The organism is Rhodococcus sp. NPDC078407, assembly GCF_044542515.1.
Classification (GTDB): domain Bacteria; phylum Actinomycetota; class Actinomycetes; order Mycobacteriales; family Mycobacteriaceae; genus Rhodococcoides.
The window spans coordinates 143,026-159,639 of sequence record NZ_JBITUQ010000003.1 but is presented as its reverse complement, the minus strand read 5'-3'; the positions used below and the strand labels follow the sequence as shown (position 1 = coordinate 159,639).

16 protein-coding genes and 1 tRNA gene are annotated in these 16,614 nt (G+C 65.3%); 13 read left to right on the top strand and 4 right to left on the bottom strand.

The genetic code is table 11. The annotated features are described in order from the left end of the window. Positions 1-63 precede the first annotated feature (63 nt). The 3 genes from ACIGGF_RS05060 to ACIGGF_RS05050 are packed head-to-tail and all read left to right on the top strand — an operon-like array spanning position 64 to position 2,968. Positions 64-1,047, top strand: coding sequence for a hemin ABC transporter substrate-binding protein (locus tag ACIGGF_RS05060; RefSeq protein ID WP_397520449.1), 984 nt, complete (start codon positions 64-66; stop codon positions 1,045-1,047). Then, complete coding sequence (locus ACIGGF_RS05055; protein WP_397520280.1) at positions 1,044-2,111, top strand: FecCD family ABC transporter permease; 1,068 nt, start codon at positions 1,044-1,046, stop codon at positions 2,109-2,111. Before ACIGGF_RS05060 ends, ACIGGF_RS05055 begins: the two co-directional genes overlap by 4 nt. Further along, a complete protein-coding gene (locus ACIGGF_RS05050) occupies positions 2,102-2,968 on the top strand; it encodes a heme ABC transporter ATP-binding protein (RefSeq protein WP_397520448.1) in 867 nt (288 codons plus the stop codon). The genes ACIGGF_RS05055 and ACIGGF_RS05050 overlap by 10 nt, the downstream gene beginning before the upstream one ends. Here ACIGGF_RS05050 and ACIGGF_RS05045 read toward each other — a convergent pair. Further along, the gene (locus ACIGGF_RS05045) at positions 2,943-3,308 is read right to left on the bottom strand and encodes a hypothetical protein (RefSeq protein WP_397520279.1); all 366 of its coding nucleotides are present in this window, start codon (positions 3,306-3,308) and stop codon (positions 2,943-2,945) included. The genes ACIGGF_RS05050 and ACIGGF_RS05045 overlap by 26 nt on opposite strands. Before the next feature lie 158 nt (positions 3,309-3,466). Here ACIGGF_RS05045 and ACIGGF_RS05040 point away from each other — a divergent pair, with 158 nt between their 5' ends. The 3 genes from ACIGGF_RS05040 (at position 3,467) to ACIGGF_RS05030 (ending at position 5,950) form a co-directional block, all read left to right on the top strand. Then, a complete protein-coding gene (locus ACIGGF_RS05040) occupies positions 3,467-4,492 on the top strand; it encodes a YncE family protein (RefSeq protein WP_397520278.1) in 1,026 nt (341 codons plus the stop codon). An 83-nt stretch (positions 4,493-4,575) separates the two neighbouring features. Continuing rightward, the gene (locus tag ACIGGF_RS05035) at positions 4,576-4,797 is read left to right on the top strand and encodes a DUF5703 family protein (RefSeq protein WP_397520447.1); all 222 of its coding nucleotides are present in this window, start codon (positions 4,576-4,578) and stop codon (positions 4,795-4,797) included. A gap of 82 nt (positions 4,798-4,879) precedes the next feature. Beyond that, positions 4,880-5,950, top strand: a complete 1,071-nt coding sequence (locus ACIGGF_RS05030; protein WP_397520446.1) for a quinone-dependent dihydroorotate dehydrogenase — start codon at positions 4,880-4,882, stop codon at positions 5,948-5,950. A 58-nt stretch (positions 5,951-6,008) separates the two neighbouring features. Here ACIGGF_RS05030 and ACIGGF_RS05025 read toward each other — a convergent pair whose 3' ends face one another. After that, entirely contained in the window at positions 6,009-6,536 is a 528-nt protein-coding gene (locus ACIGGF_RS05025; protein ID WP_397520277.1) for a YbhB/YbcL family Raf kinase inhibitor-like protein, read from the bottom strand. A gap of 16 nt (positions 6,537-6,552) precedes the next feature. Then, a complete protein-coding gene (locus ACIGGF_RS05020) occupies positions 6,553-7,923 on the bottom strand; it encodes a M20/M25/M40 family metallo-hydrolase (protein ID WP_397520276.1) in 1,371 nt (456 codons plus the stop codon). 167 nt (positions 7,924-8,090) lie between these two features. Here ACIGGF_RS05020 and ACIGGF_RS05015 point away from each other — a divergent pair. The 7 genes from ACIGGF_RS05015 to ACIGGF_RS04985 all read left to right on the top strand — a co-directional run bounded on the left by ACIGGF_RS05015 (position 8,091) and on the right by ACIGGF_RS04985 (position 15,597). Further along, positions 8,091-8,176, top strand: a tRNA-Leu gene (locus ACIGGF_RS05015). Positions 8,177-8,318: 142 nt separating this feature from the next. Continuing rightward, positions 8,319-9,779: an SDR family NAD(P)-dependent oxidoreductase gene (locus tag ACIGGF_RS05010; RefSeq protein WP_397520445.1), complete on the top strand. Its 1,461-nt coding sequence runs from the start codon at positions 8,319-8,321 to the stop codon at positions 9,777-9,779. Positions 9,780-9,883: 104 nt separating this feature from the next. Beyond that, positions 9,884-11,380: a glutamate-cysteine ligase family protein gene (locus ACIGGF_RS05005; RefSeq protein ID WP_397520275.1), complete on the top strand. Its 1,497-nt coding sequence runs from the start codon at positions 9,884-9,886 to the stop codon at positions 11,378-11,380. A gap of 43 nt (positions 11,381-11,423) precedes the next feature. After that, on the top strand, positions 11,424-12,689 hold the full coding sequence (locus ACIGGF_RS05000; protein WP_397520274.1) for a saccharopine dehydrogenase family protein: 1,266 nt from the start codon (positions 11,424-11,426) through the stop codon (positions 12,687-12,689). 127 nt (positions 12,690-12,816) lie between these two features. Beyond that, positions 12,817-14,025 carry a CoA transferase gene (locus ACIGGF_RS04995; protein WP_397520273.1) on the top strand — a complete coding sequence of 403 codons (1,209 nt, stop codon included), beginning with the start codon at positions 12,817-12,819 and terminating at the stop codon, positions 14,023-14,025. A gap of 37 nt (positions 14,026-14,062) precedes the next feature. Continuing rightward, the gene (locus tag ACIGGF_RS04990; RefSeq protein WP_397520272.1) at positions 14,063-14,533 is read left to right on the top strand and encodes an OsmC family protein; all 471 of its coding nucleotides are present in this window, start codon (positions 14,063-14,065) and stop codon (positions 14,531-14,533) included. Continuing rightward, the gene (locus ACIGGF_RS04985) at positions 14,530-15,597 is read left to right on the top strand and encodes a nucleoside hydrolase (protein ID WP_397520271.1); all 1,068 of its coding nucleotides are present in this window, start codon (positions 14,530-14,532) and stop codon (positions 15,595-15,597) included. The genes ACIGGF_RS04990 and ACIGGF_RS04985 overlap by 4 nt, the downstream gene beginning before the upstream one ends. Here the strand turns inward: ACIGGF_RS04985 and meaB are convergent. Then, a complete protein-coding gene (meaB, locus tag ACIGGF_RS04980; protein WP_397520270.1) occupies positions 15,574-16,614 on the bottom strand; it encodes a methylmalonyl Co-A mutase-associated GTPase MeaB in 1,041 nt (346 codons plus the stop codon). The two genes, ACIGGF_RS04985 and meaB, sit on opposite strands and share 24 nt — an antisense overlap.

Below are 16,614 nucleotides of genomic sequence, written 5' to 3'. Positions count from 1 at the left end.
AGGGGCGACTGCAAACATCGGACAGGCTAACCTTCGGTAGTGATCGACAAACGTCTCGCTGCCATGCTCGTCGTCGCCGCGCTGTCGGTCGGCTGCTCGGTGACCACTCCCGATGCCGGATCCCCGGGGGCCGTCGGCCCGCGCACAGCGGTCGTCGAGGACCCTGATCCGCAGCCCGTTGCCGACGACCCGGCCGCGGTACTTCCCGTCACCGTGACCGGATTCGACGGCGTCGCCGTCACCGTGACGGACAACAGTCGAATCGTTGCTGCCGACCAGTACGGCACTCTGGCAGAGACGGTCTTCGCACTGGGCCTCGGGGACAACCTGGTCGGACGCGACACCTCGGCGGCCTTCCCCGCAGCACAGGATGTACCCGACGTCACTCCGACCGGACACTCGTTGAGTGCCGAGGGGATTCTCGAGCTCTCGCCCACTGTCGTGCTCACGGACACCAGCATCGGTCCGCGTGCAGTGCAGGACCAGATCCGCGCCGCGGGAATTCCCCTCGTCTACTTCGATCCCACTCGCACTCTTGCCGGGGTCGCCGACCATATCGAAGCCGTGGCCGCCGCCCTCGGGGTCCCCGGCACCGGACGCGCCCTCGCCGAACGCGCGACCAGCGAGATCGCCGCGGCCACAGACGACACACCGACATCCGACGAACCTCCGAAGATCGCGTTCCTCTACATGCGTGGTCCGGCGATCAAGATGCTCGCCGGACCCGGCTCGGGTGCAGACGCGTTGATCGAGGCCCTCGGGGCGACGGACGCCGGTGTCGAATCCGGTCTGACCGAGCAGTTCGTCCCGGTGACGAGCGAGGCGCTCATCTCCGCGGCACCCGACGTGATCCTCATGATGTCGAAAGGCCTGGAGTCGATCGGTGGTATCGAGGGACTCGAACAGATCCCGGGAATCGCACAGACTCCGGCCGGTCGAGACCGCCGGGTGGTGGACATGGACGACGGCACCATCCTCAGTTTCGGACCGAACACCGGAAAGGTGCTGCGCGCACTGGCATCGGCCGTGTACGACCCGGCGCCATGACCGGACGCACCCTCGTCGAATCTCGCAGTGACCGCGGCAGAATTCTCGCGACGTTCGGCGCGCTGGGCGTCGCGCTGATTGCCCTGGCTCTCGTCTCGGCGGTAGTCGGGCAAGTACCGACCACACCGTGGGAAGTTCTGGGCAGCCTCGCCCATCGGGTAGGACTCGACCTCGGACCGATGCCCGCGCATCCCAGCGGGGAGGTGACCCTGTGGCAGGTTCGGTTCCCGCGACTGACCCTCGCAGTATTCGTCGGCGCGTGTCTCGGGTGCGCGGGTGCGCTGCTGCAAGGTGTGTTCGCCAATCCCCTGGCCGAACCCGGCGTGGTCGGAGTGTCCTCGGGCGCTGCCGTCGGTGCCGGGTCGGTCATCGTCCTCGGTGGCAGCTTCGCCGGCGTGTGGAGTGTGGCGTTCGCAGCATTCGTCGGCGGTCTCGTCACCACAGTCGCCGTATATATTCTCGCTCGCAACGCCGGCCGCACCGAAGTGGTGACGCTCATCCTGACCGGCGTCGCCGTCAATGCCTTCGCCGGCGGAGTGATCGCGTTCTTCACCTTCGTCGCCAGCCCCGCTGCCCGGGATCAGATCGTGTTCTGGCAACTGGGATCCCTGGCGGGCGCAACCTGGCAGTCGGTCGCTGTGGTCGCCCCGCTGGCGCTGCTCGGCATCACGGCCTCGATGACGATCGCTCGCCGACTAGATCTGTTGGCCCTCGGGGAGAACGCAGCACGCCATCTCGGAGTGAACGTCGAGCGCCTCAGACAGTTCGCCATCGTGATCGTCGCCCTACTGGTGGCGTCCGGGGTCGCATTCACCGGAATCATCTTGTTCGTGGGTCTGGTGGTTCCTCACGCCATGCGGATGGTGCTCGGGCCCGCGCATCGCGTCCTCATCCCTGCCAGCGCGCTCACCGGGGCCGTCGTGCTGCTCGCCGCCGACCTCGTCACGAGGACCCTCGTCGCGAACGTCGACCTGCCGCTCGGCATGGTGACCTCCCTGGCTGGGGCTCCGTTCTTCTTCTGGCTCCTCCGCCGTACCCGTGCTCGCCAGGGCGGCTGGGCGTGAGGAGGCGAATCGGCGCGACCCGCTACGACATCCCGGACACCCCTGAACCGGGTTCGAGCACCCTCGTCGCCCGCGGAGTTTTCGCACGGCGCGGGAACGCGACGGTGTTGTCCGACGTCCACCTCGACGTGGTGGCAGGCGAAATCCTGGCGTTGGTGGGCCCCAACGGTGCCGGCAAGTCGACGTTGCTGTCGGTCCTGGCCGGTGACACTGCGCCCAGCGCCGGATCGGTTCTGCTGGGCGACGAACCGCTGCCCCGCATCCGCACAGTGGACGTGGCCAGACGACGGGCTGTACTGCCACAGCAACACAGCGTCGGGTTTTCCTTCACGGCCGACCAGATCGTTCGAATGGGTCGAGCGCCGTGGGTCGGCACGTCGGCTGCACACGACGACGACGCCCGCGTCGCCGCAGCCATGTCCGCGTGCGACGTGGCGACGTTCGCGCACCGACCGTTCGCATCGCTCTCCGGCGGCGAGCAGGCCCGGGTCGCGCTGGCGCGCGTCATCACCCAGGACACCGCGACCATCATGCTGGACGAGCCAACGGCGGCACTCGACCTGGGACATCAGGAGTCGGTGATGGCCGTGGCGCGATCACTCGCTGCCGCAGGCCGTGCCGTGGTCGTCGTGCTGCACGATCTCGGTCTTGCGGCCGCGTACGCCGATCGCGTCGCGATCCTCGACTCGGGGCTTCTGGTCGCCGTAGGCCCACCGCGAGATGTGTTGACCGCCGCTCGGCTCGCTCGCGTCTACGGGCACCCCGTGGACGTCTTCGATCACCCCGACACCGGCGAACAGCTGGTGGTTCCCCGCCGTGTTCCCTACCCGGTCAGAAACCCTCCAGCACCGAACTGACCCGGTTGAAGAACGACCGAACAGCGGTTGTATCTCGCTGCGAGGCATCGGACAAGTGCTGCGCGTGGGCGACGGCGTCACGCACCACACCGATGATGCTGCGCTCGTCCGTCAGGTCGACTTCCGTGACCGAATGCTCGGCAACCGCCTCGACCTCCGACCGATCGGGTACCGGGGATCGCACGTCGGCCCGGTAGATCTCCACGTACAGGGTGCTGCGGTCGACTCGAAACGCGAACGCTCGGCCGTCGTCGGTTCGCCCGAACCCGTTCGCATGTGTTCCGGCGTTCACTTCCTCGACGACGAAGTGTGCTTCCTCGGATTCCACGTCCACTCCCATGTCGTGCACTCGACTCGGACAATGACGCTACCGCTTGTCCCTGCACCGCCGTTCGACACCCGATCCGCCCGGTCGATTTCGCCGAGATCGTCGCGCGCTGGTACAGATGTGGCACCGCCGCAACAGGGCAGCGCCACCAAGGAAGTAGGTTCGGTCCCATGCGAACACCGTCGGCTCCTACGGTTCGAGCGGCAGTTGCATCCGCCCTCGCCGTGGTCACAATGATGTCGGTGAGCGGGTGCTCGAGCGACGACGAGAACACCGAAGAGGTGTCGGTCGAACCGCAGCCACCGGCCCAGTCTCCCCCGGCGGCCGTGACTCCCGCTGGAATCGTCACCGATTTTGCACCCGTGAACGCACTCACTTTCGAGCCTGCCACCCGCACCCTCGTGGCGCTCACCGACGAATCGACCTCGGTGAGTCTGATCCGCGAAGATGCACCGGCGCAGACGCGTGCGATCGACCTGGGCTCCACCGGTGCAGATGTGATTGCCGGCCGGGATTCCACCGTGCTCGTTCCCATGGACGGCGGAATCGCGCGAATCGACACAGCAGACGGGCAGCGAACAGACCTGGCCCTCGACGCCGATGCCCTGTCGGCGGTCGACCTGCCGGACGGCACCACCGCCGTCGGCGACGACACCGGCACGGTCCGCGTTCTCGACGCGAGCGGTCAGGTGACCAGTACTGTCTCCGGAGGCAGTGTGACCTCGGCCGATGCGTTGGCCAGTACGGAGAAGGGCGTTTCGGTTCTCGATCGCAGGCAGACGTCGGTGACCGATCTGGATCTCGACGACGGCACCCTCGGCGTGGCTCTGCGGGCGGGCGAAGGCGCTGCACAGATGACGAGCGACGAATTCGGACGCCTGCTGGTCACCGATTCGACCGGCACGGAACTACTCGTCTTCACCTCGCACGACCTGTTGATGCGACAGCGTTTTCCGGTCGGGTCGAAGCCTTGGGCAATCGCATACGATGAACGGTCCGGGATCGTGTGGGTGACATTGCCGGCACTCAACGAGGTGGTCGGGTACACACTCGACACCGGAATTCCGGTGGAGGCCGAGCGGTTGACCACGGTGCGGCAGCCGGATTCGATCGCCGTCGACGCCGACACCGGTGACCTGTACGTGGGTTCGGCCACCGGAGACGGGCTACAGCGCATCCCTGCCGCAAGTCGTTGACCTGACAGTCGTCCGCAGGAACACAGCAGGAGTGCAGGAGGCACGTGAACGCACACGAGAGTTCTACCCCGGGCCGAGCCAAGATGCCCGTCGGGTGGGAAGTGTCCCCCTCCGACGATTGGGAGTACGTTCCGTTGCGGCTGCCTCCGGATGTCACCCGGGTCACGGCATCGATGCGGTTGGCGATACAAGCGGAGTTCGGCGGCTGGGAGCTGTCTCGGGTTCGTCTTTACACCGACGGCAGCAGGCGCGTTCTGCTCAAACGTAAGAAGACGGCTCACCACGTCCCGGAACCCGGTATCTGATCGCTGCGACAGTACTGTTCGATCGCAGTAGAAGAGTTGAATCCAGCACGCATCGATCGGAAAGAAGACTGTGGCAGACCGTCTGTACCGCGCCCTGTTGCGCGTGATGTTCCTCGTGCCACCGGAGCGGATACACCATCTCGCCTTCGGCGTTCTGCGTGCCGTGGCGGCGATTCCGCCACTTCGCTCCGTTGCCCGAACGCTGTTCGTGGTTCGAGACCCACGCCTTCGTTCGACGGTGTTCGGGGTCGACTTCCCCGGACCCTTGGGACTTGCTGCCGGGTTCGACAAGAACGCGGATGGCGTCGACGCATGGGAGCCGATCGGCTTCGGATTCGCCGAGATCGGCACCGTGACGGCGCAGGGCCAACCCGGTAACCCCACGCCTCGACTGTTCCGGTTGCCCCTCGATCGCGCGATCGTCAATCGCATGGGCTTCAACAATCAGGGTGCCGCCCATGCCGCTGAGCGGGTGCGAACCCGGCGCACCCGTATTCCCATCGGTGCCAACATCGGCAAGACCAAGATCGTCGAGCCTGCCGGTGCCGTCGCGGATTACACCGCCAGCGCCGAACTCCTCGGCCCACTGGCAGATTTCGTCGTCGTCAACGTCAGCTCCCCCAACACGCCGGGGCTCCGCGATCTACAGGCCGTGGCATCGCTACGGCCAATTTTGGTGGCGGTGCAGTCGGTGGTGACGGTGCCGGTGCTGGTCAAAATTGCCCCGGACCTCTCCGACGAGGACATCGATGCCGTGGCAGACCTGGCCGTCGAACTCGGCCTCGACGGCATCGTGGCGACCAACACGACCATCTCGCGCGCGGGTCTGCGCACCGAGGCGGGTCTGGTTGCCGGAATGGGAGCCGGAGGCCTGTCCGGCGCGCCGCTGGCAGACCGCTCACTGGAGGTGCTGCGGCGTCTGTACCGCCGAGTGGGCACTCGCCTGACGTTGATCTCCGTCGGCGGAATAGAGACCGAAGCACAGGCCTGGGAGCGCATCACTGCGGGCGCGTCGCTGGTGCAGGGCTACACGGGCTTCGTCTACGGCGGTCCGCTGTGGATAAAAAGCATTCATCGAGGACTGTCGAGGCGACTCCGAGAAAACGGGTTCGCCACGATCTCGGACGCCGTGGGCACTGCAAACCGGCCCTGACCCCTTGTGCGCGTTTTGCGTAGCTCCAGGTACGCAAAACGCGCACAAGGGGGATGGCTCAGGCTTCGTAGATCCCGGTGATCATCGCGCGACCGATGGCGTGCGAGAACAGATTGAAGCCGAGGTAGGCCGGGGTGGCCGTCTCGTCCACTTCGAGTCGCTCGACATCCACCGCGTGCACAGCCATGAAGTACCGGTGCGGCCCGTGACCTGCGGGCGGGGCAGCGCCGATGTAGCGAAACAGACCGGCGTCGTTCTTCAGCGTCACCGCCTTGCTGGGAACTCCGGTTCCGCCGTCGTCGCCGGCACCCGATACGAGTGACGTGGTTTCGGCGGGGATGTTGGCCACTGCCCAGTGCCAGAAGCCGGATGCCGTCGGCGCGTCGGGGTCGTAGACGGTGACGGCGAAGCTTTTCGTGCCCTCGGGGAAGCCGGACCAGGACAGCTGCGGGGAGTTGTCGTGCCCACCGGCTCCCATGATTCCGCTGACCTGCTGAGCGGCCAACGTCTGGCCATCCTCGACGTCCTCGGACGTCAACTCGAAGGACGGTAGATCCGGAAGCGAGTCGTATGGATTGTACGCCACGATGATTCCTTTCGTGTCAGCTGTGCATCAAGAAGTGTTCGAGTACCTGTGTACCGAACTCCAACGACTCCACGGGTACTCGTTCGTCGATCCCGTGAAACAACGCCGCGAAATCGAGTTCCGGCGGCAACTTCAACGGAGCGAAGCCGAAACAGCGAATCCCGATGCGCGCGAACGCTTTCGCATCGGTGCCGCCGGACAACATGTAGGGAACCGTTCGACCGTTCGGATCGTGCGCGAGGACGGCCTCGTTCATCGCATCGACGAGATCGCCGTCGAACGTGGTCTCGTAGGGCTCCAGCTTCGTGATCCATTCCCGCTCGACGTTCGGGCCAATCAGTTCGTCGACCTCCTTCTCGAAGGCCGCCTGCCGACCGGGCAACACCCGGCAGTCCACCACTGCCGTCGCGGTCTGCGGAATCACGTTGGCCTTGTATCCCGCCGAGAGCATCGTGGGGTTCGCGGTGTCACGCAGGGTCGCTCCGACTATCCGAGCGATGCTGCCGAGTTTGAGCAGGGTGCCGTCGATATCCGGCGAGGTGGGGTCGAAGTCGAGACCCGACTCTTCGGAGACCGCGTGCAGAAATTGCGATACCGATTCGGTGAGAACCAACGGAAACGTGTGATTGCCGAGTTTGGCGACGGCCTCGGCAAGGTACGTCACCGCGTTGTCTTCGTGCAGAAACGATCCGTGCCCGGCGCGAGCCTTCGCGGTGAGCCGCATCCAGGCAAGGCTCTTCTCCGCCGTCTCGACCATGTAGAGCCGCTTCTCGGTGCCGTCCGGGCGTGCGACGGTCAGCGAGAATCCGCCGACCTCGCCGACAGCCTCGGTGACGCCTTCGAACAGATCCGGCCGATTGTCGACCAGCCAGTGCGATCCGTATTTTCCGCCTGCCTCCTCGTCGGCGAGGAATGCGAACAGGATGTCGCGGGGTGGGACGGTTCCGTTGGACTTGAACTGTCTGGCCAGCGCAAGGGCCATTCCGACCATGTCCTTCATGTCGACCGCACCACGACCCCACACGTACCCGTCCTCGACGGCACCGGAGAACGGATGCACACTCCAGTCGGCAGGCTCGGCCGGCACGACGTCGAGGTGGCCGTGGACCAGCAGGGTGCCACGCGCTGAGTCCGCTCCACGCAACCACGCGAACACGTTGCCACGGCCGGGAGCACCGGATTCGACGTACTCGGTCTCGTACCCCACCTCCTCGAGTTTGCTCGCCACCCACTCCGCGCATTCCTTCTCGCCGACCGTGGTTTCGAGTTCTCCTGTGTTCGACGTGTCGAATCGAATGAGGGAACTGACCAGATCCACGACTTCGTCGAGGGCGACGGTGGGGTTGTCAGGGGTGCTACGTCCGGGGTTGCTCACTTCGTTGGGCACACCGTTGTTCCTACCACCAGAGTCGGCCGCGGGCATCACACTTCAATGCCTTCAGGCATGAACTGACGTGGGGATTTGGGTTATCGGGAACCCGTCGGATAATCTTACGCAGCGCGCAGCGGCCGGCTGTGAATGCAAGGTGAAAACATGCGACGGTAGTCGCGCAGGTCCGAGTGGCGGAATGGCAGACGCGCTAGCTTGAGGTGCTAGTGTCCTATTAACGGACGTGGGGGTTCAAGTCCCCCCTCGGACACCGTCTGAACAGTGCAGGCAGACAAAGGTTTTCAAAGATCTGAGTTGAGACAGACGAAACTGACCCTGATTCTTCGGAATCGGGGTCTTTTTCGTTGTTCTCATATCGACGGCTCGACCGGGCCGATGCTAGGAGACTGATGATGGACTCGATCGACCCCACCGACCTCGACACGTGCCTGCGGGTACTGCAGCAGGCCGCCGAACTGGACAAGAATCATCCTGATTCGATCGCAGTCCAACGTGCATCCGGTGCTATGTTCAAAGACCTCAAGCGTGCTCGACGCGTCGCCGCGCGCAAAGCCGTCAACGCTGCCGACCGCGCTGTCGTCGCCGCGACCGCAACCGGGTCGCCGGATCGAATCGACGACGAGACTGCAGGCCTCTCTCTGAGCTCTCGGGCCGAAGGCGAGCGTGCAGGCACGCTGATCAGAGCTCGCCCCTGTTACATCTGCAAGCAGCGCTACACCGAGGTGGACTCGTTCTATCATCAGCTCTGCCCGGAATGCGCGGCACTGAACCGCGGAAAGCGCAATGCTCGAACCGACCTGTCGGGTCGACGCGCACTGCTGACCGGTGGGCGGGCGAAGATCGGGATGTACATCGCTCTTCGATTGCTGCGGGACGGTGCTCACACGACGATCACCACCCGCTTCCCCAACGACGCGGTGCGGCGATTCGCCGCCATGGACGACAGTGACCAGTGGTTGCATCGCCTTCGTGTCGTCGGCATCGACCTGAGAGACCCGGCACAGGTTGTTGCCCTTGCCGATTCGGTCGCGGCCGAGGGACCCCTCGACATCCTGATCAACAACGCTGCGCAGACGGTGAAGCGCTCTCCCGGCTCGTACAGCGCGCTGGCCGACGCCGAAGCCGAACCGCTACCCGCGGCACTGGCAGACGGGACAGGACCGGAACGCATCACGTTCGGCAGGACCAGCGACGCGCACCCCGCGTCATTGGCGAGTTCCCTACCCGCCACAGCCCCGGGCGGGCAGCCGGCAGCAAGCCTGAGCGCAGACGATGTGGCCTCCCTCGCAATGGTTGCGGGCTCGGTGACAGCCGACCGAATCGGGGCCGGTCTGGCCATCGACGCCGGTGGTCTGGTTCCTGATCTTGCCGAGACCAACAGCTGGATCCATACCGTCGAGCAAGTCGATCCGGTCGAGCTGCTCGAGGTACAGCTCTGCAACTCCGTGGCCCCCTTCATTCTGGTCTCGCGTTTGCGCACGGCGATGGAGGCCTCGGACGCGCGCCGCAAGTACGTCGTCAACGTCTCGGCGATGGAGGGCCAGTTCGGCCGCGCATACAAGGGACCGGGCCATCCCCACACCAACATGGCCAAGGCCGCCCTGAACATGCTGACGCGAACCAGTGCGAAGGAGATGCTCGAAAGCGGAATTCTGATGACCGCTGTCGACACCGGCTGGATCACCGACGAAAGGCCGCACCCCACCAAGATGCGGCTCGCCGACGAGGGGTTCCACGCTCCGCTCGACCTGGTGGACGGTGCGGCCCGGGTGTACGACCCGATCGTGCAGGGCGAGCTCGGAACCGACCTGTACGGCTTCTTCCTCAAGGACTACCAGCCCTCCCCCTGGTGATTCTCGTGTGCGTCCCCCTCGGCGATCGCAGGCTGCGATACTCGAAAGCCGAAGCTGTTTCGCCGTAGCGGGCAGCCCTTCCGACGTACCGATAGGCGGTCACCATGGGCGAGGACGTCGAGCGTCGCAAGTTCACCAGGCAGGATCGGCACGAGTTTCGACAGAAAGTGCAGGATTGCCTCGACGCGTTGGCGATCATGCTGGCCGACGAGACCTTCCACGTCGGCGAACCGCAGATCGGCATGGAGATCGAACTCAATCTCGTCGACGACGACATGGCACCGTCGATGGCCAACGCTGCCGTGCTCGACGCGATCGCAGATCCCGACTACCAAACCGAACTCGGTCAGTTCAACATCGAGATCAATGTCGATCCTCGGCCCTTGCGTGGTGCCTCCATCGCCGAATTGGAAACCGACCTGCGGCGCTCGCTGAACGCAGCGGACGAACGAGCGCGTACCTCGGGCAGCCGTCTTGCCATGATCGGCATGCTGCCCACTCTGGACGAAGGACACTTCGAGCACCGGTGGCTGTCGGCCAATCCTCGCTACGACCTGCTCAATCAGCAGATATTCGCCGCTCGAGGCGAGGACATCGAACTGACGATCGGCGGGGTACGTCTGCCCGGTGCCGCTGGCACCGAGGACCTGGACATCGTCACCGACACCATTCTCCCCGAGGCTGCGTGCACCTCGGTGCAGTTGCACCTTCAGGTCGCGCCGGATGAGTTCGCGTCGTATTGGAATGCGGCGCAAGCACTCTCAGGAGTGCAGGTAGCACTCGCCGCCAACTCGCCGTTCTTCGCCGGGCGTGCCCTGTGGCACGAAACTCGCATCCCGCTGTTCGAGCAGGCCACCGATACCCGTCCACAGGAACTCAAGAATCAAGGCGTTCGTCCGCGGGTGTGGTTCGGCGAACGATGGATCACGTCGATCTTCGATCTGTTCGAGGAGAATTCCCGCTACTTCCCGGCTCTACTGCCCGTGTGCAGCGACGAGAACCCCAAGGCTGCTCTGGCCGAGGGTAAGACCCCCTCGCTGGCCGAGCTGCGAATGCACAACGGAACCGTCTACCGGTGGAACCGGCCCATCTACGACCGGTCGGGCGACGGTCACCACATTCGGCTCGAGAACCGCGTACTGCCGGCCGGGCCGTCGGTGGTCGATACTCTCGCCGATGCCGCGTTCTACTACGGCACGGTACGGGCGCTGGCGGACGCAGGCCGGCCGCTCTGGTCACAGATGTCGTTCGACGCCGCGGAGGAGAACGTGCACTCCGCCGCCCGCGGTGGCTTCGACTCGATGTTGTACTGGCCCGAGGTCGGGTGGGTGAGTCCCCAAGAACTGGTGTTGCGTCGACTGCTGCCGATGGCCGATGCCGGATTGGCCGCCTACGGCGTCGACGCGGCCGTGCGCGACCGGTACCTCGGCGTCATCGAGGCCCGTTGCCTGGCGAAACAGTCCGGATCGGTCTGGCAGCGAAACTCGGTTGTCGCGCGGGAACGCGCGGGCGACAAGCGCGACCGTGCTCTCGCCGGAATGCTGAGCGACTACCTTGCGCTGATGAACTCGGGAGAACCGGTTCACACCTGGACCGACTGACGGCGCTTCGACTCGGTGCCACAACCGCGTTAGGGTCGCTGATATGAATTCGCCTGCTTCGGACTCGACCATCGGCCCCGATCGCACTTACGACATCGTCGTCTACGGAGTCACCGGCTTCGTCGGGAAATTGACGGCGAAGTACCTCGCCGAACACGCGCCTGCCGACACCCGAATCGCCCTGGCGGGGCGCTCGACGGGGCGGGTGGAGGCTGCACGGAAGGAACTGGGCTCGAGGGCTCAGCACTGGGCCGTTCTCGAGGCAGACGCCACCGACGTCGCCGCACTCGAGGCCATGGCTCGGTCGACCCGAGTCGTCATCACCACGGTCGGTCCGTACGCCAAGTACGGCCTGAAGTTGGCAACAGCGTGCGCCGAGGCAGGCACGGACTACGTCGACCTCACCGGCGAGGTCCTGTTCGCCCGCGAGAGCATCGACACCAATCACGAGATCGCCCAGCGCACCGGAGCACGCATCGTGCACTCGTGTGGATTCGATTCGGTCCCGTCGGACATCGGCGTGCACGCTCTCTACGAGGCCGTTACAGCCGACAACGCGGGCGAACTCACCGATACGACGCTGGTGGTCACCTCGATGTCCGGTGGAGTCAGCGGCGGCACCGTCGACTCGCTGCGTGGGCAGATCGAGGCCATGAAGAAGGACAAGCGGGCCCGGCGCGTCGCCGCTCGACCCTACTCTTTGAGCCCCGACAGGAGCCTCGAACCGCAGCTCGGACGTCAACTCGACGCCGTCCTGATCGACGGTAAGAAGATCGACCCGAGCCTGCGGGGGTGGAAAGCACCGTTCGTGATGGCGTCGTACAACACGCGAGTCGTCCGACGTAGCAATGCGCTTCGTGACTGGGCCTACGGCAAGCAGTTCCGGTACAGCGAAGTGATGAGCGTCGGCTCGTCGTTCGTCAGCCCGGTCCTCGCCGGAGCGGTCTCGGCAGGGCTGTTGGTCGGAGTGTCCGCTATGACGGTGTTGCCGGGCAAGGTCCTCGACCGCATCTTGCCCAAGCCCGGCACCGGTCCCAGCGAGAAGGCTCGCGAGAAAGGCCATTTCACCGTCGACCTGTACACCCTTACTACCTCCGGTGCTCGCTACCGCGCCCGAGTCAAGGCCTCGGGCGACCCCGGCTACAAGGCCACGGCAGTCATGCTCGCCGAGTCTGCGCTTGCGCTGGTCCTCGGCGGAGACGCACTTCCGAAGGCCAGTGGTGTCCTCACTCCCGCGACGGCGATGGGGGACGTTCTCGTGGACCGTCTGAACGCGGCCGGTATGGAGATCTGGGCCAAGCCGAACTGAGTCCGGTGCCGCAATCGCCGGGCACGGCCGGTTTTCTTGCGTCGACGCTTCCCGTCGCCACGCTCGCTGCCGAGTCGGTGGGTGCGCTTGCTGCGGCCGTGACCCGATTCAGGGCGCGCTGGGACTGGTGTCGACGGAAGCCGACACCGCAACGCCGACAGCATCCATGGCCCAGATCGCCGCGTCGTTCATGGGCGATACGGTGCTGCGGATCGACGGCAAGCCGATACAGGCCTTCGCCGAGCTGTCCGGATTTTTTCCCGTGTCCGATGGATGGGTGCGAACCCACGCCAACTACCCGCATCACCGAAGAGCATTGCTCCACGTGGTGGGCCTCGGCGGTGCCGGCTCTGCGGAGTCGATCGACGTCGATGTGTTCGGCGACCGACTCCGTGCCATGTCCGGGCTGGAGCTCGAGGAACTGTGCGCGGCGTCGGGTGCGCTTGCCGTGCAGGTCCGCGCGGAGGATCGATGGTCCGCCCATCCCGCGGGCACTGCGGCACGCTCGGCCCCGGTCATCGCGCGAGGAACGCTCGATGCGGTTGTCCGAGTACCGATTCCGTCGTTCCGCCCACGAGTACCCAGATTTCCGCTGGCAGGTGTCCGGGTCCTCGATCTCACGCGCGTGATTGCAGGTCCCGTCGCGACGCGCGCTCTCGCGCTTCTCGGTGCCGATGTGCTCCGCGTCGATTCGCCCCGGTATCCGGAACTGCCGTGGCAGCATCTCGAGAACGGTCAGGGAAAGCGGTCGGCTCTGGCGGACCTGGATACGGCGGAGGGTCTCGATCGGCTGCTGAGGCTGCTCGATTCGGCCGACGTGCTCGTCACCGGGTACCGGCCGGGGGCACTGGACCGCTTCGGCCTCGAACGCTACGGCATCGAACACCGGACGGACCTGGTTCACGGACGCATCAGCGCGTGGGGTATCGATGGGCCGTGGTCGCAGCGGCGCGGGTTCGACAGCCTCGTTCAAGCCGCCTCCGGGATCTCGATGCTGGAAGGCCGAGACGGTGTGCCGGGTCGACTTCCGGCTCAGGCCCTCGACCATGCGAGCGGATATCTGTTGGCTGCCGGGATCGTCTCGGAGCTGGCGGACCGAGCAGCGGGGTCGGGCACTGCGGCACCGGTCGAAGTAGCGCTTGCCAGAACGGCGGCGTGGTTGACCGATCTTCCCGGGCGAGACCCCGAACATGGCCCCGCCGCACCACCGCCGCCCGAGTGCGTGGTCACACACGGCTCGGTGAGGGCCGCGAGACCGGTGTTCGACGATTACTCCGACTTCGCGTACCCCGCCCATGTCTGGGGTAGCGACGACGCCGGTTGGCTACCGCGCTGATACCAGCCGGAGCAGCGAGGCCTGGCACGATGAACACATGCCATCGCACAACTACGCCCTGACGGTGAGCTGGACAGGCAACCGCGGAGACGGGACAGCGGATGCCGCAGGGTACGACCGCGATCACGTGGTCTCGGCCCCGGGTAAGGCCGAGATCGGGGCCAGCTCCGATCCGCATTTTCGCGGCAACCCGGAACTGTGGAATCCCGAGGAGCTCCTGGTGGCCTCGCTGTCGAGTTGCCACATGCTCTGGTATCTCGGACTGGCCGCTGCATCGGGGGTGACCGTCACCGACTACGTCGACTCCCCCACCGGCATCATGACCGAGCAATCCGACGGCTCCGGGCAGTTCGTCGAGGTCACCCTGGTCCCCGTCGTGACCGTCGCGGAGTCCTCGATGGTGACCCGCGCCGAAGAACTGCACGCAGCTGCGGCCGCCAAGTGCTTCATCGCCCGTTCGGTCAACTTCCCGGTTCGCCACCGTCCGACCACTCGGGTGGACGCATGACGGTACCGATGATCGTCGACGTCGACACCGGGATCGACGACTCGCTGGCACTGCTCTACCTGTTGGCCAGCGAGAAGGCCGAGATACTGGGCATAGCGTCCACCGCCGGGAACGTGCCGGTGAACCAGGTTGCCGCGAACAACCTGGCTTGGCTCGATCTGTGCGGTGCCGGTCATGTCGAGGTAGCGCTCGGCGCGCAGGTGCCCCTCGTGGCGCCCCTGATGACCACCGAGGACACCCACGGCCCTCAGGGCATCGGCTACGCCGAACTGCCGGTCTCGACTCGGGCGCTGTCGCATCGCGATGCCACCACGATGTGGATCGAGCTGGTCCGTTCGCGTCCGGGTGAGATCACCGGACTCGTCACCGGTCCGCTGACCAATCTTGCCCTCGCGATTCGCCGGGATCCCGAGCTACCTCGACTGTTGAAGCGACTGGTGTTGATGGGCGGCGCTTTTCAACACCAGGGCAACACCACGCCGACCAGCGAATGGAACGTCGCCGTCGACCCCGAAGCCGCCGCCGAGGTGTTTGCAGCTTTCTCCGGACTACCGGCGGAACGTCGCCCCATCGTCTGTGCGCTCGACATCACCGAAACCATCGAGATGACGCCGGAACACGTGCGGCGGCTTGCCGAACGGGCCGAAAGTTCCCCGACCGAGGCGATCTCGTCGAGCGATGCGCACGGTGTTCGATCGACCGCGTCGAATCCGATCGTGCGGCACTTCTCCGACGCGGTGCGGTTCTACATGGAATTTCATCGCGATCACGATCAAGGGTTCCTGGCGCACATGCACGATCCTTTCGCGGCCGCCATCGCGCTCGACGCGGATATCGCTACCTACCGACACGCAACCGTCGACGTCGAACTCGTCGGAACCCTTACTCGCGGAACGACAGTTGCGGACTGGCGCGGAATGTGGGGCCGGGACGCGAACGCCGCGATCGCCACCCACACCGATCCGGAGGCGTTCTTCGATCGCTTGATCGACCGCGTCGGGGCTCTTGCCGCCCGGCTCTACCCTGCAGTGGAACGTGGATCAGGAATCGAACGCGTCGAGTAGTTCCTGGGCTGCCAGCGCGGCGGTCAGGGAACCGTCGCGCACCCGGGCTTCGACATCGCCGCGAATCGCTTTCACGGAAGGATTCTGCGCCAGCCGCCGCAGCAATTGGTCGTTGACCATCGTCCAGGTCCAATCGACCTGCTGTTTACGACGCTTCTCCGCGAATTCGCCTGCGTCACTGAGTACTTGCTGATGACGCAGCACGGTGTCCCAGTACTCGTCGAGTCCGGTGCCCTCGATGGCGCTCATCGTCAACACCGGCGGCTTCCAGATTGCGTCGTGCGGGTAGATCAGCCGTAATGCGCCCGCCAACTCCCGGGCTGCGTTCTTCGCGTCGGTCGCGTGGTTGCCGTCCGCCTTGTTGACGGCCACCAGGTCGGCAAGTTCGAGAACGCCCTTCTTGATGCCCTGTAACTGATCTCCGGTGCGGGCGAGCGTAAGGAACGTGAAGCAGTCGACCATGTTCGCGACCGTCACCTCGGACTGCCCGACGCCCACCGTCTCCACCAGAATGACATCGAAGCCGGCCGCTTCGAGGAGCACGATCGTCTCGCGCGTCGCACGGGCCACACCGCCCAGAGTTCCCGACGTCGGAGACGGCCTGATGTAGGCGTTCTCCTGTACCGCGAGCCGCGACATCCTGGTCTTGTCGCCCAGGATGGAACCACCGGTACGCGTCGACGACGGATCGACGGCGAGCACCGCTACCCGATGCCCCTTCTCGATCAGCCGCATCCCCAGCGCATCGATGAACGTCGACTTGCCGACCCCGGGCACTCCGGTGATGCCGACCCGGTGCGAACCACCTGCATCGGGCAACACCCGAAGGAGCAATTGTTGCGCCAGATCGCGATGGTCGGATCGAGTCGATTCGACCAGCGTGATGGCACGAGCGAGACCGGACCGTTCGTTCGCCCGGACCGATTCGGCAACCGCGTCGATGTCGATGACTCGGCCCTTGTTCGGAGAACTCGTGTTGTTGTTCGGAGAACTCGTGTTGTCGTTCGGAGAACCCAT